Consider the following 25,824-nt stretch of genomic DNA (forward strand, 5'->3'; position numbering starts at 1 on the left):
AGTATAGTTATTAACATCAGAAAAATTTAGTTTCTTGCGTTTTGCAATTCAGCAACGTACTAATGACCGAACAACAACTAATTTATACTCTTGCGCTTCAACATGTTCCTAAAATAGGAGCAACTACAGCCAAGAAACTCATAAATCATTGCGGTTCTGCAGAGGCAGTATTAAAGGAAAAGAAGTCTAACCTTCTAAAAATTGATGGTATAGGAACGATTACCATCGATGGGCTTTTTGATGCAGTTCACATTAAAGAGGCAGAGTATGAGCTCAAATTCATTAAAGATAATAATATTGAGACCCACTATTTTAATAGTGATTCTTATCCCGAAAGATTAAAGCATTGTATAGATGGTCCCATAATTTTATTTCAGTCGGGTAACATAAACTTGAAGGAAAAACACATAATTAGTATTGTCGGCACTCGTAAGATTACTACAAACGGGATTGTATTTTGTGAGAAATTAGTTGAAACCTTATCTCCTTATAATCCTATAATAGTGTCAGGCTTTGCTTATGGTACAGATATTACAGCTCAAAAAGCTGCAGTAAAACACAATTTACAAACTATTGGTTGCTTAGCTCATGGATTAAATCAGATATATCCTAAGGTTCATAAAAAATATGTGGCTGATATTGAACGTCATGGTGGGTTCTACACTGATTTTTGGAGTACGGATAATTTTGATAGAAACAACTTTCTAAAGCGTAATAGGATAATAGCTGGCCTGTCTGAAGCAACGATTGTTATTGAATCTGCAGAAAAGGGCGGAAGTTTAGTCACTGCAGATATTGCCAACTCGTACAATAGAGATGTATTTGCCGTACCAGGAAGAACCACAGATAGTCAAAGTGTAGGTTGTAATAATCTTATTAAACAACAGAGAGCACATTTATTATCCGATCCTTTAGACGTACCCTATTTATTGAATTGGCAACTCGATACTAATGAAAAACCGACAGTACAAAAACAGTTATTTGTAGAATTAGATGATAATGAGAAAATCATCTATAATTATTTAAAGCACAAAGACAAGGAATTATTAGATGTCATTGCGGTAGATTGTGATATCCCAAGTTATAAAATTGCAGGATTATTATTGAACATGGAACTGAAAGGTGTAATTAGATCGTTACCAGGTAAATTATTTGAGGTCATTTAGAAGATTTTATCGGTTTAATTATATAAATAATACTGGCTATTATAATTACTAAGGCCACATATGCCAGCCAATCCATTTTTTGAGCATCTATTATTCTAGACATAATTAGCAGAATCATTGCAAGTATTGTCAATAATGGACTTATCAATTCTTTTTTCATATAAAATTAATAGCCTACTTTATTCCTTACACGTTTTAACACTGAATCAGCAACTAACTTTGCTTTAGTAGCTCCCTTTTCTAACGCAACATCAATTTCGTTGAGGTTATTCATATAATAGGCATACTTTTCTCTTGGTTCTGCAAAACGATTTATTATAAGCTCAAATAAGGCTTGCTTAGCATGACCGTATCCATAGTTACCACCTTCGTAATTTGCTTTCATGGTTTCAACCTCAACCTTACTAGCCAAGATGTTATAAAGTCCAAAACAATTGCACGTTTTCCAATCCTTAGGATCCTCTAAAGGTGTACTATCTGTTTTAATAGACATTATTTGCTTTCGCAATTTCTTTTCAGGCAAGAAAATATTAATAGTGTTGTTTTTACTCTTACTCATTTTTGCACCATCTGTTCCAGGAATAAGCATTGTATCTTTTTGTATATCTGCCTTTGGCAAAACAAAAGTTTCGCCACCCATTTTAGTATGAAAACGAGATGCAACATCACGTGTCATTTCAATATGCTGCTCTTGGTCCTTACCTACAGGGATTATATCAGAGTCGTATAACAATATATCTGCAGCCATTAGCATAGGATATGTAAAGAGCCCTCCATTTACATCATCTAATCGATCTGCTTTATCCTTAAAACTATGGGCAAGTTCTAACCGTTTAAAAGGGAAAAAGCAATTTAAATACCACGCAAGCTCAGTAACCTGAGGAACATCGCTTTGCCTGTAAAATACAGTGCTGTCTATGTCTAAGCCAAAGGCTAACCAAGTCGCAGCAGTAGAGTAGGTGTTGTTACGTAAAACTTCGGCATCCTTTATTTGTGTTAGCGAATGTAAATCTGCAATAAACAAAAAGGAGTCATTTGCTTCATCCTTGGCTTTTTCAATAGCTGGGATAATAGCACCTAAAATATTTCCCAAATGTGGTGTTCCTGTACTCTGAATTCCTGTTAGTATTCTTGCCATGTCAACATCCTGTTTTAGCAGGATTCCTTTTTTATGTTAAACGAAGAGCAAAGATAATTTTTTTAAAGGAACTATTTAATTAGTTTTGAAGCTATGGCAATAATAAAGTATCCATTTTGGATTTTTTATAGAGTGTGGTTTTATGTACTTGTTGCATTGCCAATTATTCTATTGCTTCCAATTCTTCTTATTTCAATTTCGAGAGAAAAGTGGTATCCATTTTTCTTTAAAATAGCACGTTTTTGGGCAAAGTTTATTCTAATAGGAATGGGTTTTAATTACAAGATTATTAGAAATCAGAAATCCGAACCTAAAAAGAGTTATATGTTTATTGCCAATCATACCTCAATGGTTGATATTATGTTAATGTTGGTATCCGTAAAGAATCCGTTCGTTTTTGTGGGGAAAAAGGAACTGGCTAAAATTCCGCTATTCGGTTTTTTCTATAAGCGTACCTGTATATTAGTAGATAGAAGTAGCGCTAAAAGCAGACAGGCAGTTTTTTTGAGGGCCCAGAAGCGACTAAAACAAGGGTTGAGTATTTGTATTTTCCCTGAAGGAGGAGTACCTGAGGAGCACGTTGTATTAGATAGTTTTAAAGATGGTGCTTTTAGATTGGCTATAAATCACCAAATCCCAATAGTGCCAATGACCTTTTATGATAACAAAAAACGATTTTCTTATACTTTTTTTAGTGGAGGTCCTGGTAGGATGAGAGCAAGGATCCATGAATTTTTATCTACAGAAAGTTTAACGATTGAAGACACTAAAGCACTAAATGAAAAGTCGAGAAAAATAATTTGGGACGAATTACATAAACCTTTAAAAACATAAAAGCTACCCTAACCACGAGTAGCTTTTGTCATCATTGCTTTCTGTATTGCAATAACCTAACCTAACTTAAATTTACCTAAAACTTAAAACTTAATCCTGTATACACTCCAATAAAGAATGGTCTAAAATTACCAGACGTATTATTAAATGTATTCAGTTGATACTTGAACGTTGGTTCAAGATTAAAATTCCATTTTTTGGACAGGCTATAATCTAAACCTAATCCAAAGTTTGCACTAAAACTTGTGCTATTAATATTGTTTGCCTCACCAATGAGAGTAGAACTACCATTGATATCTGCGTATATTTCATTTTCACTTAAGAAGAATGTACTAAAGCCACCAATAAAGTTAACGCCAAAACGTGAGTCTAATAATCTATATTCTAACTCAAATGGTACTTCAATAAAACCAAACCTTTGATCTAAATCACCAACAAATTGAGTGTTAAATGCCTCTGGCATTGTCGCTCTATTAATCATAGAAGTACTAACCAAGGAAACAGATTGTACACCGTTACTTAAATCTACATTGCTTAATTGTGCGTTAACACCTCTAGAAACAGCATCAGAACCAACAAATCCAATAACATCTGCTGTAGTATAATTTAGATTTACTCTATTAACACCTGCTCTAACTTTTAGCCTTTCAGTAATTGCGTATGAGCCAGCAATACCATAGCTCATATTAATGTCACTGCTCTTTGAGTTTTCGTTAAATTGACTATGCACAGGAGAGCCTTGTCCTAAAGAACTAAAATAAACAGGTGCAACATTAGGCGCTATGCTCCACCTGTTTTGCTTATCCTTTTCTTTTTCATTATTGGCTTTATCGTTTTCCGCAATAGCATTTTCTACAGATTGTTTGTTCACCTCATCAAATATTGAAACCGCATCTTCATTTTTCTCACCTGAAGCAGAATTGTCTTTTAAATTATCGACGGTTTCATTGGTATTATTTTCAGCAACCGCATTTTTAGATTTCTCTAATTCATTTTTAACAACATCTTTCATTTCAGTATTTGAAATGACAATTGAGTTATCAATTTGCTCTTTATTAATATATGTAGTATTTGAAGCAACTTTTGTTGCTGACTTGTTGTTTGCAACATCTAAAAGTTCATTGACAGAATTCGGTTTCTCTGGTTGTTGAGATGTCTTGTTAGAATTATCAGCAACCTTAGTTTTCTGTAGTTTATCTGAAGTAATATTATTAATTAGTTGTTTGGTATTTTGAGAAGCATCTTCTTTTGAAGATTCCGAAGCGTTCTCATTTGTATTATCAGCAACTTTCGACGTATTTTCATCTGTAGAGATCAGCTCTTCTTTCTTAGAGATAATCTCGTTTGTATTATCGTCAGACACATCTTCTGTAGATTCAGAATTATTTTCTTCTCCTTTAATTTCAACGTCTACTATAGGTGTATTTTGATTTTCCGTTGGGTTATTATTGAATACTGAAACACCAACAGTTAATAATAAAGCAATAACCGCAGCCACGCCACCTATTTGCCACCATAACGCAACTACTCTGCGCTTATTCTTTTTATTAGGCAAACTTTCACTAATGCGATCCCAAACCGCATCATTAGGCGTAACTTCAAAATCCTTAAACTTTTCTTGAAAAAGCCTATCTATGTTTTTCTTATTACTCATTTTATATTGATCGCGAATTTATATTCGCTTTATAATCCTCTATTTTTTCTTTCAAAATCATTCTAGCTCTCGCTAAGTTAGATTTTGATGTTCCGGTTGAAATGTTAATCAATTCGCTAATTTCCAAATGTGAATAGCCATCTAACACATACATATTAAAAATCAATCTATAACGATCTGGCAATTCTTGTATAATCTGTAATAAAAAATCTATACTAACATCACCATCATTAATATCAACACTTACATCTTCTATTCGTTCTTCATTAACAATGTCAAATACACCAGCACTATCTCTATAGCGTTGTAATGATGTATTAATCGCAATTCGTTTTAACCAACCTTCAAAAGAACCTTTATTATTGTACTGATCTATTTTACTAAATACAGTTATAAATGCATCATGCAGATTGTCCTCTGCTTCAGCATAGTTTTTAGAATACTTAAGACAAAGCGAAAATAATTTACTTGCAAACTGCTTGTATAATTGGCTTTGTGCTTTAGCATCTTGTTTTATACAATTATTTATGAGTTGCTCTAAACTCACATTTTTTCGGTAATTAATTAATAATTATTGTACTACTGGTACTTCTACCAAATAATACTGGTCTTGTCCGTTACTATCTTTGCCCTGATAAAATTTAAATATGTAGGTTTCGGTTCCTGTTACAGAAAACTCAAAACTTACAGTTACTTCTCCAGACTGCTGTGCACAATCAAGATTAGTATATACAGAGTTAACAACCGCTATGGTTCTCTCATGCCCATCAATATCGTAGGCAAAATTATTAAACGCATAACAAAATGTAGGGCGCGTATAGGTTAATAGAATGTCATAGGTCTCACCATACACAAATTCCTCTGGCATTTCTACAGAATCAATTGACATTACTTCAAGGTAGTAAGACGATTCATCTTCATCCTCAAGACTACATGAGCACAAAAATGTAAACAGTATTACAGCTATTAAACCGAACCTTTTCATAAATAATTTTAATCAATTACATGCTGTAGATGCAAAAAACCTAAAAGGGTTGCGTCCTAAAACAAAAAAATCCTGAAATTTTTCAGGATTTATTTTTTTAATTAGAATTATTAATGAGCGCCCTCACTTTTTCTTCTAATTCATCCATTAAATCCGGATTATCTTTTATAAGAGATTTTACAGCATCTCTTCCTTGGCCAAGTTTAGTGTCTTCGTAGCTAAACCACGATCCGCTCTTCTTCACAATGTCATGTTCTACCGCTAAATCTAGTACTTCACCAACTTTAGAAATTCCTTCGCCATACATTATATCAAATTCAGCAGTTCTAAATGGTGGAGCAACCTTATTTTTTACAACCTTAACACGAGTTTTATTACCCATAACGTTACTGTTGCTGTCTTTTATTTGTGTAGAACGTCTTATATCTAAACGCACAGAAGCATAAAACTTCAGTGCATTACCACCTGTAGTCGTTTCAGGGTTACCAAACATTACACCAATTTTTTCACGCAATTGGTTAATGAAGATCATAGTACAGTTTGTTTTACTAATTGATGCAGTAAGTTTTCTTAATGCCTGAGACATTAAACGCGCATGCAATCCCATTTTTGAGTCTCCCATTTCACCTTCAATCTCACTCTTTGGCGTAAGTGCTGCAACAGAGTCAATTACTACAATATCAATTGCACCAGAACGCACAAGATTATCTGCAATCTCTAAAGCCTGCTCACCATTATCTGGTTGAGATATGATTAGGTTTTCTAAATCAACACCTAATTTTTCTGCATAGAAACGATCAAAAGCATGTTCTGCATCAATAAAGGCTGCAATTCCACCTGCTTTTTGCGCTTCAGCAATAGCATGTAACGTCAGTGTAGTTTTACCAGACGATTCTGGGCCATAAATTTCAATTACTCTTCCTCTTGGATAACCTCCTACACCCAATGCAATATCCAATCCTAGTGAACCAGAAGAAATGGCATCTACATCCTCTATTGCCTGGTCACTCATTTTCATTACAGTACCCTTGCCATATGCTTTGTCTAACTTATCTAAAGTTAGTTTTAGCGCTTTTAATTTTGCATCTTTTTCACTACTCATCTATACGTTTTTCTTAATTAATTGAACATCAAAAATACCACTTATTTTAATTATTTCAATTTTATGACGCAACCATTTTACACTTTTTGCATCTATTATATGAAAAAGGAAATAATTGCTATGAAAGCCTTTTAAAAAGTTGAGATAAGTCTTTTAAATTCTTCTACTTTTTAAATAAATCAAGTTAGCAAAGCATTAGGTGTTTCAGCTACTGTATTAAGACGGTAGCTGATAACCGATGTAGATTAACCTTTTTAATTAGTTTTAGTTATAGTTAGTTAATCTAAGTAAAGCACTTTAATACTTTTAAGGTGCTTTTTTAATGCCGTTAAGTGAAAAAAATTACCTTTGCGCTTTGTTCTTTAACCTTAAAACATTGGTATAGCATGCAACTGTACAATAACTTAAGTGCTAAGGAAAGAGCGGAGTTAATTGAAAAAGCGGGAAAAGAACGCTTAACAATCTCTTTCTATAAGTACGCCAAAATTGGCAATCCAGAACTTTTTAGAAACCACATGTTCCTAACGTGGGACCAATTAGAAGTCCTTGGTAGAATTTATGTTGCAAATGAAGGTATAAATGCCCAACTTTCTGTGCCAGCAGAAAATTTTGAAGTGTTTAAAAACCACCTTGACACCATTTCTTTTTTAGAAAATGTAAGATTGAACATTGCTGTTGAGCACGACAATTTTGCCTTTTTAAAACTAAAGGTAAAAGTGCGGCATAAAATAGTAGCAGATGGCCTAAACGATGATTCCTTTGATGTAACAAATAAAGGAAAACACGTAGATGCTGAGCAGTTTAATGAGCTTATTGAAGATCCAGATACGATATTGGTTGATATGCGAAATCACTACGAAAGTGAAATAGGCCATTTTAAAAATGCCGTAACTCCAGATGTAGATACTTTTAGAGAATCTCTAGATTTAATCGAAGAAGATTTAAAAGAACACAAGGAAGACAAAAAGCTTGTAATGTATTGTACAGGTGGAATTAGATGTGAAAAGGCCAGTGCCTACTATAAGCACAAGGGATTTAAAAATGTTTACCAGTTAGAAGGAGGTATTATTAATTATGCCAGACAGGTTGAATCTAAAGGTTTAGATAACAAGTTTATTGGTAAAAATTTTGTCTTTGACCAGCGTCGCTCAGAACGAATAAGTAATGACGTAATAGCAAATTGTCATCAGTGTGGTAAACCAGCTGATTTGCATACAAATTGTGCGAACGAGGGATGTCATTTATTATTTATTCAATGTGATGAGTGCAAAGAAAAAATGGACAATTGCTGTTCAACAAACTGTCAAGAGATTATTAAACTGACATATGAAGAGCAAAAACAAATGCGAAGAGGACAAGGCAACAGTAATGATATCTTCAAAAAGGGAAGGGCAGATCATCTGCCTTTTAAAAAGGACTTGAGAAATATTTTTGACACATTAAAACCACAATAAGAAAAGACTCTTGAAAAAGAGCCTTTATCAATAAAAAATATTCCAATTAGTTTTTTGAGTTTAGATTTTGAACCTAAATAATACAACTAAATAAATAATACTATCTTTACTTTTTAATTATGAATCCTTCATCTAGGTATTAAATCTAGACTTAAGATATATTATTTTTTATGGCTTGTAACAGTTGCTCAACTGGTAAAGACGGTCAACCAAAAGGATGCAGAAACAATGGAACTTGCGGTACAGATAGCTGCAATAAACTAACTGTTTTTGATTGGTTGTCTAATATGTCATTGCCCAACGGACAAGAACCTTTTAAAGGTGTAGAAGTTCGTTTTAAAAATGGCAGAAAACAATATTTTAAAAATACTGAAAATCTCACATTAAGTATTGGAGATATTGTGGCTACTCAGGCTAAGTCAGGTCACGATGTTGGTATGGTAACTCTAACGGGTGAATTGGTTAGAGTACAAATGAAGCGTAAAAAAGTAGATATTAATGACGATGAGTCTGTTTTAAAAATCTACCGAAAGGCTACCCAAAAAGACATTGATGTTTGGTCTGCATCTAGAGACAAGGAAGAGCCAATGAAAGTTAAGGCACGTCAGTTTGCTATAGACCTTAACCTTAAAATGAAGATTTCTGATATAGAGTACCAAGGTGATGGAAGCAAAGCAACGTTTTACTATACTGCAGAAGAGCGTGTGGATTTTAGAGAATTAATAAAGGTGTTTGCACGTGAGTTTAGAACGCGTATAGAAATGCGTCAGGTCGGATTTAGACAGGAAGCTGCCAGACTTGGTGGTATAGGTTCTTGTGGGCGTGAATTGTGTTGTTCTACTTGGTTAACAGATTTTAGATCTGTGAGCACTTCAGCCGCAAGGTACCAGCAGTTGTCATTAAACCCATTGAAATTGGCAGGACAATGTGGAAAGCTAAAATGCTGTCTTAACTATGAGTTAGATGCTTATTTAGATGCTTTAAAATCATTTCCTAAAAATGACACAAAGCTTTATACTGAAAAAGGCACAGCCGTTTGCCAAAAAACAGACATTTTCAAAGGATTAATGTGGTATGCTTACGAAGGAGAGTGGATGAATTGGCATGTTATAACTACGGATCAGGCCAATGAAATAATTGAGAAAAATAAGAAAAAGATAAAAGTTGCCAGTCTTGAGGAATATGCGGCAGATCATATCCAAGACACTAAAAATGAGTTTGAAAACGTTGTTGGTCAAGATAGTTTAACGCGTTTCGATAATCCAAAATCAAAAAGGAAACGTAAAAACAATAGGAAGAATCGAAACCGTAACCGAAATAGAAACCAAAATACAAATGCAAAAAAGAATTCGTAATATCTTATTAGTTGTAGTTTGTTTTTTATGCATAGGTTGTGATTCTAATGCGGTTTATGACGTTTATAAGCCAGTTCCAAATCAATGGCACAAGGATTCCTTAGCAAGTTTCATACTGCAAGCCCCAGATACAATAAATAATTACAACCTATTTGTTAATGTAAGGAATACAAATAATTATAAATTTAGCAATCTGTATTTAATAGTTGAGTTAAATTATCCAAACGGAAAAACACTAAAAGACACCTTAGAGTATAAAATGGCAAAACCTAATGGAGAATTATTGGGTACAGGTTTTACTGATATTAAGGAAAATAAACTTTGGTATAAAGGATTTGAAGAGCAGTTCAAATTTATTGAAGAGGGAGAATATGAGGTAAATATTCAGCATGCAATGAGGGAAAATGGCAGTATAAATGGAGTGACAAATCTCGAAGGGATTTCAGATATAGGATTTAGAGTAGAAAATACTTTAAAATAGATTATGGCAAAAAAGAAAGATACAACTAACAAAGTACGAGCTGTTGACTTTTCAAAATACATTCGCTGGTTTTGGATATTATTTGTGAGTGGTATACTAGTATTTATTTTACTGTTTCTTTTAGCTTCATGGGGAGCGCTTGGTGAAATGCCAGATCATACTAGATTAGAAAACCCAGAAACAAATCTAGCAACAGAAATTATTTCCTCAGATGGTAAAACTCTCGGTAAGTTTTATTTTAATGACAACAGAACACCTGTTGCTTACGAAGATTTACCAGAGCACTTGGTTAATGCTCTAATAGCGACAGAAGATATAAGATACTATAAACATTCTGGCATTGATAGCAGAGGAACTCTTCGTGCTCTTTTAGGAGGAGGAGGAGGGGCAAGTACCATAACTCAACAATTAGCAAAGCAATTATTTACAAAGCAGGTTTCAAAGAATAAATTTGAACGGGCTTTTCAAAAAGTTAAAGAGTGGGTTATAGCAATTCGACTTGAAAGGCAATATACTAAGGAAGAAATAATTACACAGTATTTTAATATTTATGATTTTGGGAATTATGGTGATGGTATTAGGTCCGCTGCGAGAATTTATTTTAATAAAGAGCCACAAGATCTAGACATTAAAGAGTCGGCAATGTTGGTTGGGATGTTTAAGAATTCTTCATTTTATAATCCAAGAGCTCACAGAAATCCTATTGGTACCAGAAATAGGCGTAATGTAGTTTTAGCTCAAATGCACAAATATGGTTTTATTTCGAAAGAAGTAATGGATTCATTACAGAAAACAGAACTAGATTTGAGCTATACACCAGAATCGCATGATAAAGGTATCGCAACATATTTTCGAGAATATCTAAGATCTTTCATGAAGGAATGGGTCAACCAAGAAAAGAATAAGAAACCAGATGGTAGCAAATACAATATTAATAGTGATGGCCTTAAGGTATATACAACTATTGATTCTAGGATGCAGGCCTATGCTGAAAAAGCCGTAGAACAACATATGCCGAGATTACAAGCAGAATTTGATCACCAAAATACACCCAAACGAAATCCAACTGCTCCATTTTTGGAATTAGAACAACCTGAGATTGATAAATTATTAAAGGATGGGATGCGTCGTGGTGAGCGTTGGAGAATTTTAAGAGAACAAGGTAAATCTACTAAAGAGATAGAGGCTTCCTTTTATGAGCCTGTTCCCATGACAATTTTTAAATGGATTGATGGTAAACCTGATGAGGTGGATACGGTAATGAAACCCATCGATTCCATGCGTTATTATAAATCTTTTCTAAGACCAGGTATGATGTCTATGGATCCAAAAACAGGCCATGTCAAAGCATGGGTAGGTGGAATGGATTACAAGCATTTTAAATATGACATGGTTAAGCAAGGAAAACGTCAAGTAGGCTCGACATTTAAACCTTTTGTTTACGCTACTGCTATAGACCAATTACAGCTCTCTCCTTGTGATTCATTCCCAAGATCACCAATTACGATTGAGGCAGAAAAGTATGGAAACCCTGAACCGTGGACAGTAAAAAATTCTGATGGTAATTATTCCGGCATTCAAACATTAAAGGATGCTTTAGCAAGTTCTACTAACACGGTAACTGCTAGATTAATGAATGAAATTGGGCCACAGCCTGTTGTGGAGATGGCCGAAAAATTGGGGGTAGAACAAGAGATTTTACCGGTTCCTGCGATTGCTTTGGGTACACCAGATTTAAGTGTTTATGAAATGGTTGCGGCCTACTCTACTTTCGCCAATAAGGGTGTTTACAACAAACCTGTTATGGTTACAAGAATTGAAGATAAAAACGGAACAGTGCTTTACCAATTTACTCCAGAGAGTAAGGATGTTCTCAGTGAAGAGGTAGCTTATGTTACGGTAAACTTAATGCAAGGTGTTACTGAAGGAGGTTCGGGCACAAGATTAAGACATAACTGGGCAGTAAATCAAATAGAGTATAAGGAAATAATTACTGGATACCCATACGAATTCGATAACCCAATTGCAGGTAAAACAGGTACCACACAAAATCACAGTGATGGTTGGTTTATGGGCATGGTACCTAATTTGGTTACCGGAGTGTGGGTAGGAGCAGAAGATAGAGCCGCACATTTTAAAACAATTAATTATGGACAAGGTGCGTCTATGGCTCTACCAATTTGGGGATTGTATATGAAAGCCTGTTATGAGGATGAAGCTTTAGGAGTTTCAAAGGATGAGTTCGAAGAACCTTCAAACTTATCAATCAATATTGATTGTTCAGTGGTTTCCAACGATGAGGAACCAGAAGATACAAACCTAGATGATGATATAGAAGACTTCTCAGATTTTTAAACCGTTTCTCCTTTGGTTTTTAGTTTCTTTTTTCTGTGAAAATAGACTGTAGTTTTGTAATTTTCATGTGATAAAATTATGTTTCATGATTAACAAAAAAGTACCGGGTGTTATTGAAGCGTTAGAGGGTGTTTCAGACAATATGACCTTGATTTTAGGAGGATTTGGTCTTTCGGGAATACCAGAGAATTCTATTGCTCAATTAGTTAAACTCAATATAAAAGGCTTAACATGTATTTCAAACAATGCAGGTATTGATGATTTTGGCTTAGGACTTCTTCTTCAACAAAAGCAAATCGACAAGATGATATCTTCTTATGTAGGAGAAAATGATGAGTTTGAGCGTCAGATGCTTTCAGGGGAATTAGAGGTTGAACTCATACCGCAAGGAACACTTGCAGAAAGGTGTAGGGCTGCACAAGCTGGATTTCCTGCATTTTATACACCAGCAGGATATGGTACTGAAGTAGCTGAAGGGAAGGAAGTAAGAGAATTTTATGGTAAAATGCATGTATTGGAATATGCCTTTAATGCTGATTTCGGTTTTGTGAAAGCTTGGAAAGGAGATACAGCTGGCAATTTAATTTTTAAGGGAACAGCAAGAAACTTTAATCCTAATATTTGTGGCGCAGCAAAAATTACTGTAGCAGAGGTAGAAGAATTAGTTCCTGCAGGAGAGTTAGACCCAAACCAAATACACATACCTGGAATTTTTGTCCAAAGAATTTTTCAAGGAGTACTGTATGAGAAACGCATTGAACAACGTACTGTAAGACAACGCAATTGAAATGTTAGATAAGAATGGAATAGCCAAGCGAATTGCTAAAGAAGTTAAAAATGGGTACTATGTTAATTTAGGTATAGGGATACCTACATTGGTAGCCAATTTTGTTAGAGACGATATTGAAGTTGAATTTCAAAGTGAGAACGGAGTTCTTGGTATGGGACCGTTTCCATTTGAGGGAGAGGAAGACCCTGATATAATAAATGCTGGTAAGCAAACCATTACAACCTTACCAGGTGCTAGTTTCTTTGATTCAGCTATGAGTTTTTCAATGATTAGAGGAAAGCATGTTGACCTTACTATACTTGGAGCAATGGAAGTTGCTGAAAATGGTGACATTGCCAATTGGAAAATTCCTGGTAAAATGGTTAAAGGCATGGGTGGTGCTATGGATTTAGTAGCGAGTGCTGAAAATATTATTGTTGCCATGATGCACACAAATAGGGTAGGCGCTTCAAAACTATTAAAGCGATGTACATTGCCATTGACTGGAGTGGGGTGCGTAAAAAAAATTGTTACAAATTTGGCAGTAATTGAAGTAACGCCAGAAGGCTTTAAGCTTTTAGAAAGAGCGCCTGGTGTTTCAGTTGAACAGATAGAAGACGCAACAGAAGGAAAATTAATAGTTGAAGGTAAAGTACCTGAAATGGTACTATAGAATTTAGGGCTAAAACCGTAGTTTATAATCAATATATCTCATCAATAATTTGTAAGAAATATCTTCAATATTACCTTTAAATGTTAAAATATAGTGTATTTCAACGATTAATAATGTATTTAAACTGATATTATAAAAATTAGTTTCATATTAGCAGTGCCAAATAATAATAACCAAGTTTACCATAAACTTAATTTATGATTTGCCCCAAATCTATCATGAATTTAACTTATGAAAATAAATAATCTACCAGAACCTACTTTAAATGAAAACTATATGTTTTCCAATTTTAAAAGCACTATGAGGTTAGTCTCTAATGTTTTAAAATTAACAAAGAAAATTTTCATGTTATAGCCGAAAGGAATTAGCATGAAAATTTTTATTTAGACCTATTTATTTTATAATTCCCTTAGGAATAGAATTTATTAAATTTTTTGTGTAGTCTTTTTTAGGATTATTAAAAATTGCATCTGCATCACCTCTTTCTTCAATCTCCCCCTCATTCATTACAAGAAGTTGATCTGCCATATATTTTACTACAGCCAAATCATGAGAAATGAAAATATATGTAAATTGAAATTGTTCCTTTAAGATATTTAATAAATTCAACACTTGGGCTTGAACTGATATATCCAGTGCAGAAACAGACTCATCACAAACAATTAATTTTGGTTCCAAAGCAATAGTCCTTGCAATTCCAATGCGTTGGCGTTGGCCACCAGAAAATTCATGAGGGTATTTATAATAACTAGATTCATCAAGACCAACGGCACTTAAAATTTCGAACACCTTCTTTTTTCTTGCTGTATGATCTGCTCCAATGTTATGAACTACCATTGGCTCTATTATAGCATCACCAACCATAATTCTAGGATTCAGGGAAGCAAATGGGTCTTGAAAGATGATCTGTATTTCTCTTCTTAATTCCCTTAATTGTTGTTTGCTTAAATTGGTTATGTCTTTGCCATTATATTTTATAGCACCAGAGGTAGGTTTGTCTAATTGAAGAATTGTGTTACCTAAGGTAGATTTACCGCAGCCAGACTCACCGACTAAGCCTATGGTTTCTCCAGGGAAAACTTTAAAACTTACATCGTTAACAGCTTTAAATATATTCGGTTTATTAAACCATCCAGCTTTTGAATAATATTCCTTTTCCAAGTTTATTACTTCTAGGATAGGAGCCTGACTATAAAGGGCCTTATGCAGTTCCTGACGTTGAGAATTTGTAATCACTTCCTTATCAATATTATTATTTATAAAATCAGTAATAGTTGACAATTTTTTAAACCGCTTTTCGGTAGAAGGTCTTGCGCCAATTAAGGCTTTTGTATAATTATGTTGAGGTGATTTAAAGATTGTTTTTGTATCCTCTATTTCTGCAATTTCACCTTTGTACATTACAATAACCTCATTTGCAAACTCAGAGACCAATGATAAGTCATGAGATATAAATAATATACTCATTTTGGTTTCCTTTTGGATAGTTTTTAGAAGCTCAAGTATATCTTTTTGAACGGTAACATCTAATGCGGTTGTAGGTTCGTCTGCTATTAATAATTTTGGGCTACAGGATATAGCCATAGCAATCATTACGCGTTGTTTTTGACCACCTGAAATTTGATGTGGATAAGCTTTATAAATCCTTTCTGGATTAGGAAGCTTAACTTTTTGAAATAGAGATATGACTTCTTCTTTAATTTCTGACTTACTGAGTTTAGTATGTCGCTGTATAATTTCTCCGACTTGTTTACCACATCGCATAGATGGGTTCAGTGAACTCATAGGTTCTTGAAAAATCATTGCAATTTCATTACCTCTGATATTTTGAATTTCTTTATCATTCAATCCAGTTAGTTCATTACCATTAAATTTTATTGATCCAGAAGTGTTTTTGGAAATTATCTTAGGTAATAAACCCATTATTGAAAGTGAGGTGATTGACTTTCCAGACCCAGATTCACCAACTACTGCAGTAATAGAGTTTGCTTTAACCGCAAAGCTTATGTTATTAAGTATTGAAACCTCTTTTTCCTTGTTAAAAAAGGATACAGACAAGTCAGAAACTTCAATTATTGGTGTGTGTGACATATTTAAAAGTAAATATACAGAAGAGATTTGATGAAATTGAAATGAATATGATCAAAATCGAAGAATTTCATGAAATTTAGAAAGCGATAAAGTACAAAACTTTATGATATACAAGTAAGAGAAATTCTTCTTATAGTATTGGATAAAAATAACTAAATCAATATAATTAATACAGCTACATTTATGACTTTATTTATTTAGTTAAACTACCTGATGAAACAACGGATACATCTAAAAATTAAATATTCAAAATGGTTGCAATACTGTTATTAATTGATTAAGGCTTAAAATTAAATTTAAGTTTTTTATTAAATGAAAGTAAACACTCACAAACTGTTGCAGTTGTTCCGTAATTATGAATTGAATAGCCTTAATTTTAGTTTAATTATAAAGGGTTGAAAAAAAATTCTTAATTTCATAAAAAATGCTATAATAATTTTATAAACCCTAACCATTATGAAAGTAAAATTACTTTTACTCGTCCTCGTGATGAGTTCTTCCATCTTGTGGTCGCAATCTAAGGTGTTTTGGCAACAACAAAGTTTTAGTTCAAGCACGATCACAAAATCAAGCCATCAATCATTAAAAACGTATCAAACATTTACACTAAATGCTCAAGCCCTTAAGCAAGTACTTGCAAATGCGCCACAAAGGAATTTTTCACAAAATGGTTCTAACCTTGTCTTGTCTTTTCCTAATTCTGAAGGTAAATTAGAACGCTTTGCTATTATGGAAGCCTCCGTTATGCATCCCGATTTACAAGCAAGATATCCTAATATTAGGTCTTATGTGGGTCAAGGAGTTGACGACGCAACATCTAGAATACGATTTAGCCTTACACCACAAGGGTTTAACGGGATGATTTTGTCAGGAAATGGCCCGGGCACTTTTATCGAACCAATTGCGCGTAATTCAAACAACTACATTATTTTTAAAAGACAAAATAGAGTTAATTTTAATGATAATTTTGAATGTCAAGTTACAGCACAATTAAATGCTTCCATAAGTTCGGATGCTGGAATGAGAAATGCTGATGATTCTATATTAAGAACTTACCGATTGGCCGTATCTACAACAGGTGAGTATACACAATATCATGGTGGTTCAGTATCTCAAGCGCTCGCAGCAATAAATACTACTATGACGCGTGTCAATGGGCTTTTTGAAAATGATTTTAATGTAACAATGGTATTAATCCCTAATAATGATGCAATAATTTATACCAATGGTAATACTGACCCTTATTCTAACGGAAGTTATAACAATCAAGTGCAAAACGTCTTAACCAATATTATCGGTGAAGCTAACTACGATGTGGGTCATTTATTTGCAAGAGCTTCAGATAATGGAAATGCTGGCTGTATAGGATGTGTTTGTGTTAATGGACAAAAGGGAAGTGCATTTACTTCACGTTCTACGCCCGAAGGCGATCCATTTGACGTAGATTATGTAGCTCACGAATTAGGGCATCAATTTGGGGGGAACCATACATTTTCATTCAGAAATGAAGGAACTAATGCGCATTATGAACCCGGTAGTGGTTCTACAATTATGGGTTATGCGGGTATTACAGGATCAACTGATGTACAATCAGTGAGTGACCCTTATTTTCATTGGTATACAATTCAGCAGGTCACTAATTATGTTAAAACAACAAGTTGTCAAATTAATACAAATACCGGAAATTCAATTCCAACAGTAAGTGCGGGCCCTAATTTTACAATTCCGAGAGGAACACCTTTTGTCCTCGAGGGCACAGCAAGTGATAATGACATAGGAGATATTCTCACATATTGTTGGGAACAAGCGGATGAAAATGATGCTTCAACTACTTTTCCTTCTACTAATTCCACTTCAGGCGTATCCTTCAGGTCGTTTAATCCATCAACTGATAATAAACGTTATTTCCCGCGCCTTTCAACAATTAAATCCGGAGCTACAGCTTGGCAATGGGAGGCTATTCCAAATGTATCTAGGACACTCAATTTTAGACTTACCGCAAGAGATAATCGCGCAGGAGGAGCCACAAATAATAGTGACGATACTAGTATTACAGTAAATGGTTCGGCCGGACCTTTTATTCTAAATTCACCAAACACTAATGTTACTTGGGATGCTGGTACAACAAGAACTGTAACATGGGATGTTGCTGGTACAACAGGTAATGGTATAAATGCTACTAATGTTGATATATTTTTATCAACAGATGGAGGTGACACATATCCTATTACACTTGCTACAGGAGTACCAAATGATGGTTCTCATGATATTGTAGTACCTAATAATGAAGGGAATCAAAATAGGGTCATGGTTAAAGGCGCCAACAATATCTTTTTCGATATTTCTAACACCAACTTTACAATTGGTCCACCGGTTGTATGTAATGCTACCATACCTACAGGATTAGTAGCATCAAATGTTGCAACTACAACGGCTACGTTAAGTTGGAATGCTGTACCTGGCGCGAGCTATGATTTAAGATTTAGAGAAGTAGGGACATCAACTTGGACAACCGAATCAGTTACAGGAATCTCTTCTTCATTATCAAGTCTAACTGCATTGACACAATATGAAGCACAAGTAAGAAGTACGTGTTCTGGTGGTGCAACTTCAGCTTACAGTGGTTTAGTAAATTTCACTACTACAGATGTCCAATTGAATTATTGTGATTCAGCAAGTACAAATGTTAATGACGAATATATCAGCAGACTTCAACTAAATACAATTGATAATTCATCTGGTGCACAATTTTATTCAGATTTTACAAATATTTCAACTTCATTGACCAAAGGAACTCAATATTCTGTTACCATTACGCCTACTTGGACAGGTACAGTTTATAGCGAAGGATATTCCGTTTGGATTGATTATAACCGAGATGGAGATTTTTCTGATGCTGGCGAACAGGTTTTCACTCAAGCTCCGACACAGGCAACTCCTGTAAGTGGTAGCTTTACTGTACCCACAAATGCCGTTGAGAATTCTACAAGAATGCGAGTGACATTAAGCTATAACGCCAATGTTGGGCCTTGTGATTCATTTCAGTATGGAGAAGTTGAAGATTATACGATCATAATACAAGCGGCAGGTCCTGATGAAGAGGCCCCATCTTCTCCTACTGATTTAACAGCTTCAAATACTACAGAAACCAGTACCGATTTGAATTGGACAGCTGCAACTGATAATGTTGGAGTTTCTGATTATGACGTTTATCAGGACGGTGTACAGATTGCAAATGTTATTGGTACGAGTGTACAAGTAACAGGGCTTTCTGAAAGTACTACATACAGTTTTTATGTTATTGCTAATGATGCGGCAGGCAATAGTTCTGCACAAAGTAATATAGTTAATGAGACTACGCTTTCAGCACCAACATGTAGTGATGGCATTCAAAACGGTGATGAGACTGGAGTAGATTGTGGTGGCTCATCTTGTGCACCATGCGCAACATCTACTTTAAATGAAGGATTTTTTGAAACCGGATTAGATGGTTGGACAGACGGGGGTAGTGATGTGGCGAGAGTTCAAACCACAAATTCTTATGAAGGGATATGGTCTATAAGGATACGAGATAATTCAGGAACAGCGTCTTCAATGACGTCACCAACATATGATCTCTCTGATTACGAAAGTGTTGAGATTAGCTTTTTCTATTATCCTGTTAGTATGGAGAATGGCGAGGATTTTTGGTTACAATTTAATGATGGTTCTGGGTGGACAACGGTTGCTACGTATGTAAGTGGAACAGATTTTACCAATGGCAATTTCTTTAATGATTCGGTTACCGTGACTAACTCGCAATTCTCATTTGGGCCAAGTGCACAGTTTAGATTACGCTGTGATGCTTCAGGTAATAATGACCAGGTATATATAGATCAAGTGATAACCGTTGGTACGCTTTCTGGCTCAGATGTTACACCACCTGTTATCACACTGAATGGTGCATCTAACTTGGATTTAAACGTTGGAGATACTTATACAGAACAAGGTGCAACTGCCACTGACAATGTAGATGGAGACCTTACGGGTTCAATCGTTATTGGTGGTGATGTAGTAAATACGTCAGTCGCCGGTACATATTTGGTTACATATAATGTAAGTGATGCTGCAGGAAATGTTGCCAATGAGGTGGTCAGAACTGTTAATGTGATTCCAGATACTTCGGCACCAGTAATCACTTTGAATGGAGCAGCAACAGTTAACTTAAATGTTGGAGATACCTATACTGAATTGGGTGCAACGGCCACAGATAATATTGACGGAGATATTTCTGCTAATATTGTTATCGGTGGTGATGTAGTTGATGGTAATACAGCAGGTACATATTTAGTGACTTATAATGTAAGTGACGATGCTGGAAATGCTGCCACTGAGGCTGTAAGAACAGTCAATGTAATTCTTGACACCACAGCTCCAGTAATTACCTTAATAGGGGCTTCTAGTATAAGCTTAGAGTTAGGTGATTCATTCTCTGAACCAGGCGCAACAGCAACAGATAATGTCGATGGCGATATTACCGCAAATATAGTTGTTGGTGGTGATACTGTTGATTCAAATACAGCAGGAACTTATATCATAACCTATAATGTTAGTGATGCTGCGGGCAATACTGCAACTCAAGTAACTAGAACAGTAACTGTAAATCCAGATACAACGATACCAGTGATAACCTTAAATGGTTCATCTGTTATTGACTTGATTGAAGGAGATACCTATACCGAGTTAGGTGCTACAGCTACTGACAATATTGATGGAGATATCACGGCGAATATTGTTATTGGTGGTGACGTTGTAGATACTAACGCCGTTGGCACATATCTTGTTACCTATAATGTTAGTGATGCCGCTGGGAATGTCGCTAACGAAGTTACACGCACTATAAATGTTTCAGTTGCTCCAACTTGTAATGATGGTATTCAAAATGGAGATGAAACTGGTATTGATTGTGGAGGTTCTTGCGCACCTTGTAGCCCAACTGATGTTATTCTAAATGAAGGGTATTTTGAAACTGGATTGGATAGTTGGATAGATGGGGGATCAGACTGTGCTAGACGTCTTGACGAAGTGAGATCATTTGAAGGACAATATTCTATTAGAATTAGAGACAATTCTGGAGTAGCTTCATCAATGACATTAAACAATATTGATGTAAGTTCATTTAGTACAATTGAAGTTGATTTTTATTTCTACGTAAGAAGTATGGAGAATGGGGAAGATTTCTGGCTTCGATTCTTTGATGGATCTTCTTGGTTTACTGTGGAGACCTGGACAAGAGGTGTAAATATTAATAATAACACTTTCTACAATGCCACAGTCAGTATTACACCCTCCCAGTATAACTTCGCAGTGAATTCTGGATTTAGATTCCAGTGCGATGCTTCAGGGAATAATGACCAGATATTTATAGATCAAGTGACAATTACTGGTTTAACGATTAGTTCCAGAGGGCGTAAGGATAAACTAGAAATTGTTGGATATGGAGAACCAGAAGAATTATCTGAATTTGATATTTCAATTTATCCTAACCCAGTTAAGGGTAATATAATGAATATTGAAGTTTCTGGAGTAGAGACCTTTGGTTATTCAATCATTGATATAGTTGGTAAGACAGTGCTTAAAGGTAAAACCGCTGGTTCAATAAATGTTTCGAAATTAGATGGAGGTGTATATTTCATTAAAGTTAATGATGGTGATGAAATAATAACAAAGAAGTTTATTAAGAACTAATAAATAATAACCCAATAAAAAACCCAGAAGTGAATCTTTTGGGTTTTTTTTATATATGTTTTATTTCATTTTCATGAAGTAGTTCATCACCTCTAAGCCTTAATAAGATTTGAGCTACTGCAACAGTATCTTTCTCACAGTACTTTATTATTCTATCTATATTTTCTTCTTGGTAATAAACACGATAGACTTCACTACCATCAATATCATCCTTTGGAGAAGGAATGCCTAAAACCTTGGTTAAAAGCTTAAGAGAGGTATAAGTTTTATAATCTCCAAATTTCCACAGCTCAAGTGTATCTAAATGAGGTACTTCCCACGGTTTTTTTCCAAACAGGTTGAGTTTGTATGGTAATTCTATATTATGAATTATCATACGTCGTGCTATATATGGAAAATCGAATTCTTTACCATTATGAGCACATAACAGATGTTTATTTTGACTAAAATGTGAAATTACCAGATCTTTAAAATCCTTCAATATTTTTATTTCATTACCATAAAATGAAGTCACTCTGAATGTCCTTATATCACCTTCTAGTTTAAAATATCCGACAGATATACAAATGATTTTACCAAATTCAGCCCATATACCAGCCCTATTATAGAATTCCTCGGCTGTATATTCTTCTTTTCGTTGATATCGTGATTTAGTTTCCCACAACTCTTGTTTTGTTAGATCTAAATCAGAGTAGTTTTCAGTCTCAGGAACTGTTTCAATATCTAGGAATAATATGTTTTCTAGATTTAGTTTACTAATCATAAATCAAGCATTTTATAAGCTTCCTCTATGTATAGTGTAATGTCTTTAGTAAACTGGCCAATATCACTATCTGGTGACTTTTGATGACCTAATCTAACAATAATGATATTATCTTCAGGCTGTACAATAACATATTGTCCTAAATGTCCTCTCATCATTTTAAAGTTTTTACTATTTACATCTTTTAGCCACCAACCATAACCATACTCAGGACTTTCTGAAAATCTTGGCGTAATTGATTTTGCTACAAAACTGGAGTCTAAGATTTGTTGGCCATTCCATTTCCCATAGTCCTTGTAAAGCTTGCCAAAACGCGCAAAATCCTTCGCATTACCGGCTATGCAACAATAAGCTTTTACTAAATCATGATCCTCACTATCTACTTGCCATAGCACATCATTCTCACTACCTAGAGGTTTCCAAAAGCTCTCTTCTAAATAATTATAAAGTTTTTTACCAGTAGCCTCTTCAATTACCATTGCAAGCATCTGGGTGTCACCACTTGCATATTTAAAGGCTTTACTAGGTTCTTTTTCCATTTTTAAACCATTCATTACCTTGGCCAGATCATCATCGAAATAAGCGCGTGTTGTAATAGATAATGGCGAGTAATAGGCTTCGTCCCAATTAGTGCCAGAGGCCATGCTAGATAAATCACCAACGGTCATCTTTGCCGCATCACCCTCACAAAAAGCAGGAAGGAAATCACAAACAGGCTGATCCAAGCTTTTTATATAACCATCTTGAATCGCTTTACCCATTAAACCAGAGACATAACTTTTTGCCATAGAAAATGAATTGGATTTAGAATCTTCGCCAAAACCATCATAATATTCTTCATACCATATGCTATCATTTTTTATGATTACATAAGCAATTGTTCCCCAATCTTTATTAGCTTTTATAAGCCTTTTAGTTGGTTTGGCACTGTTGTAATCCTTGTGATTTGACCATGGTTGGGGATTATCGCTTGCTTCAATTTTTTGATTATCAAAATGTTTGTAATCTTCTAAATAGGCAGTTGTATGGCCTCTCATGTATATGGTACGGACTGCTTTTAAAAGATAATCCGTATCAGTGATATAGAGTAGCCCAACGACAACAACTAAAAGTATAAGTAAGAATTTAAGAGACTTTTTTAGAAATTTCATGTTTGAAAAAGCTTAGAGTTATTGTTTTCGACTTTTAAGTTTATTCTTATAAAAGTCTTTATCTGCAATGTATAGGGTTTTATTGAATGTTGCAATTATATTCGTTTCGGCATCTACTAAACTCATAGTTTTAGTGAGATCCATTTGATTTTTTTCATGTACAGTTTTTTTGATGCTATCAATCTCCTCTTTGGTAAATATAAATTCACCATAAATAGTTCCTTTGCCAGGTTTTTTATATTTAGCATCAACAGCTTTGTCCCAAACAATATATTGATCACCAAGTATTTGCAATAGTTGAATCATATAAATTGGGTCTGTTGCTGCCAACATGCTTCCACCAAACATGGTACCTGCATAATTGCGATTTTTCCAATTTAATTTGAGTCTTATTTTTATATATAACAAATCATCACTCACGTCTACAATTTTAGCCGTGGTTCGTCTATACATGGGTGACCAATTGAACCCGTATTTATATATCGTAGATACTTTAAAGTACTTTTTTAAAAGTTTTGTTCCAGACTTATACATTAAAATAAACTTTGTTGTTTGTTATTACTCTCATGGTTTATAAGCCATTGTTTTCTACAGAGACCTCCTGCATACCCTGTTAAACTTTCATCAGATCCAATGACTCTGTGGCACGGAATGATTACCCAAAGCGGATTTTCCCCATTTGCATTTGCAACAGCTCTGATAGCTTTAACATCGCCAAGCTGTTTTGATAATTCTAAGTAAGAAATAGTCTTGCCATAAGGTATGGTTTGAAGCTGTTTCCATACTGATTTTTGAAATGCTGTTCCTTCAGGATTAATATTTAAATTGAAAGATTGTAAATCTTCTTTAAAATAAGCTTTCAGCTGAATTACACAATCTAGTAATTCATATGGAATACTATCTGATTTTACTTTTTTTGAAGTTAATGTAACTGAAGAAATTCCATTTTTATCACCAATAATCTTGGCAAAACCAATTGGTGTTTCAATAATACAACTAGGCATTATTTTTTTAAATTATCATTTTCAATTAGCCCAAGGCGTTTCGCTCTTGTCTCCCAACTTTTTCTAGCCAGTAATTGAAGGTCAGATACATTGTCACTCTCATCCATAATTTCAAGACCAAGAAGTGTTTCAATGACGTCTTCCATGGTAACTAAACCACTTACAGAGCCATATTCATCTACAACAAGAGCCATATGATTTCTGCTTTCAACTAACTGTTCAAACAACGTAGGAATAGGCATACTTCGATTAACTATGATTATATTCCTCTTAATTTCTAATAGAGGTTTAGCGCCATTTCCTAATGCCATTTCTTTAAACACCTCATCTTTTAAAACCAAACCTGTAATATTATCTGCTTCTTCAGTATAAACTGGAATTCTAGAAAATCTAATATTCTGATTTATTTCAAAGAATGCTTCTATACTCGTACTTTCATTTTCGGTTTTCATGACAGTTCTAGGGGTCATTACATCCTTAGCGCGTACCTCCTTGAACGTCAATAAATTTTTAATAACTTTACTTTCACTTTCCTCAAAAACACCTTCTTCTTGTGCTATATCAGCCATAGCAACAAATCCTTCTCTGCTTAAAACACTCCCATGACCCTTACCACCAATTAATTTGGTTGTTAATTGTAGCAACCACAAAATCCCAGTCCACTTCAGTGGAAAAATTAAAACATTTAAAGCTTTGGATGTGAAATTGGCAAGTTGTTTCCAATAAGTGGCACCAATGGTTTTTGGAATAATTTCAGAAGCTACTAGTATTAAAATAGTCATCACGGTAGATACTACACCAACCATGACATCTTCTGTAAATTCTATTCCCAGAATACTTCTTCTTGTTGTACCATATAATTCCGCATAAGCTACTTTTGCTTGTACACCCACTAAAATTGCACCAACAGTATGTGCGATAGTATTTAAGGTTAGAATTGCAATTAAAGGCCGATCTACGTCTTTTTTTAATTCTTCTAGAGAATCTGCATATACTTTACCTTCTTTCTTTTTTACATTAATAAAGGTCGGTGTAATACTTAATAGTACAGCCTCTAATATGGAGCACAAGAATGAAAAGAAAATAGAAATAATGGCGTAAAATATAAGTAAGCCCATTAAG

At 34.5% G+C, this 25,824-nt stretch carries 20 protein-coding genes; 9 read left to right on the forward strand and 11 right to left on the reverse strand.

From position 1 onward, the window contains the following. Positions 1–62 precede the first annotated feature (62 nt). Entirely contained in the window at positions 63–1,166 is a 1,104-nt protein-coding gene (gene dprA / locus DUZ96_RS10805; RefSeq protein WP_114301953.1) for a DNA-processing protein DprA, read from the forward strand. Between the two features lie 166 nt (positions 1,167–1,332). Here dprA and trpS read toward each other — a convergent pair whose 3' ends face one another. Next, the gene (gene trpS / locus DUZ96_RS10810; RefSeq protein WP_114301954.1) at positions 1,333–2,304 is read right to left on the reverse strand and encodes a tryptophan--tRNA ligase; all 972 of its coding nucleotides are present in this window, start codon (positions 2,302–2,304) and stop codon (positions 1,333–1,335) included. A gap of 93 nt (positions 2,305–2,397) precedes the next feature. On the opposite strand from trpS, the gene DUZ96_RS10815 reads away from it, so the two are divergent. Next, the gene (locus DUZ96_RS10815; protein ID WP_114301955.1) at positions 2,398–3,138 is read left to right on the forward strand and encodes a 1-acyl-sn-glycerol-3-phosphate acyltransferase; all 741 of its coding nucleotides are present in this window, start codon (positions 2,398–2,400) and stop codon (positions 3,136–3,138) included. A 76-nt stretch (positions 3,139–3,214) separates the two neighbouring features. On the opposite strand, the gene DUZ96_RS10820 is transcribed toward DUZ96_RS10815, so the two are convergent. The 4 genes from DUZ96_RS10820 to recA all read right to left on the reverse strand — a co-directional run bounded on the left by DUZ96_RS10820 (position 3,215) and on the right by recA (position 6,879). Next, entirely contained in the window at positions 3,215–4,792 is a 1,578-nt protein-coding gene (locus DUZ96_RS10820) for a hypothetical protein (protein ID WP_114301956.1), read from the reverse strand. A gap of 1 nt (position 4,793) precedes the next feature. Next, entirely contained in the window at positions 4,794–5,339 is a 546-nt protein-coding gene (locus tag DUZ96_RS10825; RefSeq protein ID WP_114301957.1) for an RNA polymerase sigma factor, read from the reverse strand. 24 nt (positions 5,340–5,363) lie between these two features. Then, positions 5,364–5,777 (reverse strand): hypothetical protein, encoded by a 414-nt coding sequence (locus tag DUZ96_RS10830; RefSeq protein ID WP_114301958.1) that lies wholly within the window; start codon positions 5,775–5,777, stop codon positions 5,364–5,366. A 97-nt stretch (positions 5,778–5,874) separates the two neighbouring features. After that, positions 5,875–6,879 (reverse strand): recombinase RecA, encoded by a 1,005-nt coding sequence (gene recA / locus DUZ96_RS10835; protein ID WP_114301959.1) that lies wholly within the window; start codon positions 6,877–6,879, stop codon positions 5,875–5,877. A gap of 386 nt (positions 6,880–7,265) precedes the next feature. On the opposite strand from recA, the gene DUZ96_RS10840 reads away from it, so the two are divergent. The 6 genes from DUZ96_RS10840 to DUZ96_RS10865 all read left to right on the forward strand — a co-directional run bounded on the left by DUZ96_RS10840 (position 7,266) and on the right by DUZ96_RS10865 (position 13,966). Further along, a complete protein-coding gene (locus tag DUZ96_RS10840; RefSeq protein ID WP_114301960.1) occupies positions 7,266–8,333 on the forward strand; it encodes a rhodanese-related sulfurtransferase in 1,068 nt (355 codons plus the stop codon). 170 nt (positions 8,334–8,503) lie between these two features. Further along, positions 8,504–9,688 carry a regulatory iron-sulfur-containing complex subunit RicT gene (locus DUZ96_RS10845; protein WP_114301961.1) on the forward strand — a complete coding sequence of 395 codons (1,185 nt, stop codon included), beginning with the start codon at positions 8,504–8,506 and terminating at the stop codon, positions 9,686–9,688. After that, the gene (locus DUZ96_RS10850) at positions 9,669–10,169 is read left to right on the forward strand and encodes a gliding motility lipoprotein GldH (protein WP_114301962.1); all 501 of its coding nucleotides are present in this window, start codon (positions 9,669–9,671) and stop codon (positions 10,167–10,169) included. The genes DUZ96_RS10845 and DUZ96_RS10850 overlap by 20 nt, the downstream gene beginning before the upstream one ends. Positions 10,170–10,172: 3 nt before the next feature. Then, positions 10,173–12,524 (forward strand): penicillin-binding protein 1A, encoded by a 2,352-nt coding sequence (locus DUZ96_RS10855; protein WP_114301963.1) that lies wholly within the window; start codon positions 10,173–10,175, stop codon positions 12,522–12,524. Between the two features lie 85 nt (positions 12,525–12,609). Beyond that, positions 12,610–13,311: a CoA transferase subunit A gene (locus tag DUZ96_RS10860; RefSeq protein ID WP_114301964.1), complete on the forward strand. Its 702-nt coding sequence runs from the start codon at positions 12,610–12,612 to the stop codon at positions 13,309–13,311. A gap of 1 nt (position 13,312) precedes the next feature. After that, a complete protein-coding gene (locus DUZ96_RS10865) occupies positions 13,313–13,966 on the forward strand; it encodes a 3-oxoacid CoA-transferase subunit B (protein WP_114301965.1) in 654 nt (217 codons plus the stop codon). A gap of 393 nt (positions 13,967–14,359) precedes the next feature. Here the strand turns inward: DUZ96_RS10865 and DUZ96_RS10870 are convergent, their stop codons facing one another. Continuing rightward, positions 14,360–16,057 (reverse strand): ABC transporter ATP-binding protein, encoded by a 1,698-nt coding sequence (locus DUZ96_RS10870; RefSeq protein ID WP_114301966.1) that lies wholly within the window; start codon positions 16,055–16,057, stop codon positions 14,360–14,362. Positions 16,058–16,513: 456 nt separating this feature from the next. On the opposite strand from DUZ96_RS10870, the gene DUZ96_RS10875 reads away from it, so the two are divergent. After that, the gene (locus tag DUZ96_RS10875; RefSeq protein WP_114301967.1) at positions 16,514–21,784 is read left to right on the forward strand and encodes an immunoglobulin-like domain-containing protein; all 5,271 of its coding nucleotides are present in this window, start codon (positions 16,514–16,516) and stop codon (positions 21,782–21,784) included. A gap of 49 nt (positions 21,785–21,833) precedes the next feature. Here DUZ96_RS10875 and DUZ96_RS10880 read toward each other — a convergent pair whose 3' ends face one another. From DUZ96_RS10880 to DUZ96_RS10900, 5 genes are all read right to left on the reverse strand, one after another. Continuing rightward, positions 21,834–22,547, reverse strand: coding sequence for a 3'-5' exonuclease (locus tag DUZ96_RS10880; protein WP_114301968.1), 714 nt, complete (start codon positions 22,545–22,547; stop codon positions 21,834–21,836). Further along, positions 22,544–23,698, reverse strand: coding sequence for a serine hydrolase (locus DUZ96_RS10885; protein WP_114301969.1), 1,155 nt, complete (start codon positions 23,696–23,698; stop codon positions 22,544–22,546). Before DUZ96_RS10885 ends, DUZ96_RS10880 begins: the two co-directional genes overlap by 4 nt. Positions 23,699–23,716: 18 nt before the next feature. Further along, positions 23,717–24,151, reverse strand: coding sequence for a PaaI family thioesterase (locus tag DUZ96_RS10890; RefSeq protein WP_258774379.1), 435 nt, complete (start codon positions 24,149–24,151; stop codon positions 23,717–23,719). A gap of 80 nt (positions 24,152–24,231) precedes the next feature. After that, on the reverse strand, positions 24,232–24,702 hold the full coding sequence (locus DUZ96_RS10895; protein WP_114301971.1) for a methylated-DNA--[protein]-cysteine S-methyltransferase: 471 nt from the start codon (positions 24,700–24,702) through the stop codon (positions 24,232–24,234). Continuing rightward, positions 24,702–25,820, reverse strand: a complete 1,119-nt coding sequence (locus DUZ96_RS10900) for a CNNM domain-containing protein (RefSeq protein WP_114301972.1) — start codon at positions 25,818–25,820, stop codon at positions 24,702–24,704. Before DUZ96_RS10900 ends, DUZ96_RS10895 begins: the two co-directional genes overlap by 1 nt. Between the last annotated feature and the right edge of the window lie 4 nt (positions 25,821–25,824).

The sequence above is a fragment of the Winogradskyella sp. KYW1333 genome (assembly GCF_003335675.1).
Taxonomy (GTDB): domain Bacteria; phylum Bacteroidota; class Bacteroidia; order Flavobacteriales; family Flavobacteriaceae; genus Winogradskyella.

Bases quoted from the DNA above. Each gene is read 5' to 3' on its own strand.
- trpS (WP_114301954.1), bottom strand. From the start codon at position 2,304: ATGGCAAGAATACTAACAGGAATTCAGAGTACAGGAACACCACATTTG.
- DUZ96_RS10860 (WP_114301964.1), top strand. From the start codon at position 12,610: ATGATTAACAAAAAAGTACCGGGTGTTATTGAAGCGTTAGAGGGTGTT.
- DUZ96_RS10895 (WP_114301971.1), bottom strand. From the start codon at position 24,702: ATGCCTAGTTGTATTATTGAAACACCAATTGGTTTTGCCAAGATTATT.
- DUZ96_RS10820 (WP_114301956.1), bottom strand. From the start codon at position 4,792: ATGAGTAATAAGAAAAACATAGATAGGCTTTTTCAAGAAAAGTTTAAG.
- DUZ96_RS10865 (WP_114301965.1), top strand. From the start codon at position 13,313: ATGTTAGATAAGAATGGAATAGCCAAGCGAATTGCTAAAGAAGTTAAA.
- DUZ96_RS10875 (WP_114301967.1), top strand. From the start codon at position 16,514: ATGAAAGTAAAATTACTTTTACTCGTCCTCGTGATGAGTTCTTCCATC.
- DUZ96_RS10850 (WP_114301962.1), top strand. From the start codon at position 9,669: ATGCAAAAAAGAATTCGTAATATCTTATTAGTTGTAGTTTGTTTTTTA.
- DUZ96_RS10890 (WP_258774379.1), bottom strand. From the start codon at position 24,151: ATGTATAGACGAACCACGGCTAAAATTGTAGACGTGAGTGATGATTTG.
- DUZ96_RS10885 (WP_114301969.1), bottom strand. From the start codon at position 23,698: ATGAAATTTCTAAAAAAGTCTCTTAAATTCTTACTTATACTTTTAGTT.
- DUZ96_RS10880 (WP_114301968.1), bottom strand. From the start codon at position 22,547: ATGATTAGTAAACTAAATCTAGAAAACATATTATTCCTAGATATTGAA.
- DUZ96_RS10840 (WP_114301960.1), top strand. From the start codon at position 7,266: ATGCAACTGTACAATAACTTAAGTGCTAAGGAAAGAGCGGAGTTAATT.
- DUZ96_RS10815 (WP_114301955.1), top strand. From the start codon at position 2,398: ATGGCAATAATAAAGTATCCATTTTGGATTTTTTATAGAGTGTGGTTT.
- DUZ96_RS10855 (WP_114301963.1), top strand. From the start codon at position 10,173: ATGGCAAAAAAGAAAGATACAACTAACAAAGTACGAGCTGTTGACTTT.
- dprA (WP_114301953.1), top strand. From the start codon at position 63: ATGACCGAACAACAACTAATTTATACTCTTGCGCTTCAACATGTTCCT.
- DUZ96_RS10845 (WP_114301961.1), top strand. From the start codon at position 8,504: ATGGCTTGTAACAGTTGCTCAACTGGTAAAGACGGTCAACCAAAAGGA.
- DUZ96_RS10830 (WP_114301958.1), bottom strand. From the start codon at position 5,777: ATGAAAAGGTTCGGTTTAATAGCTGTAATACTGTTTACATTTTTGTGC.
- recA (WP_114301959.1), bottom strand. From the start codon at position 6,879: ATGAGTAGTGAAAAAGATGCAAAATTAAAAGCGCTAAAACTAACTTTA.
- DUZ96_RS10900 (WP_114301972.1), bottom strand. From the start codon at position 25,820: ATGGGCTTACTTATATTTTACGCCATTATTTCTATTTTCTTTTCATTC.
- DUZ96_RS10870 (WP_114301966.1), bottom strand. From the start codon at position 16,057: ATGTCACACACACCAATAATTGAAGTTTCTGACTTGTCTGTATCCTTT.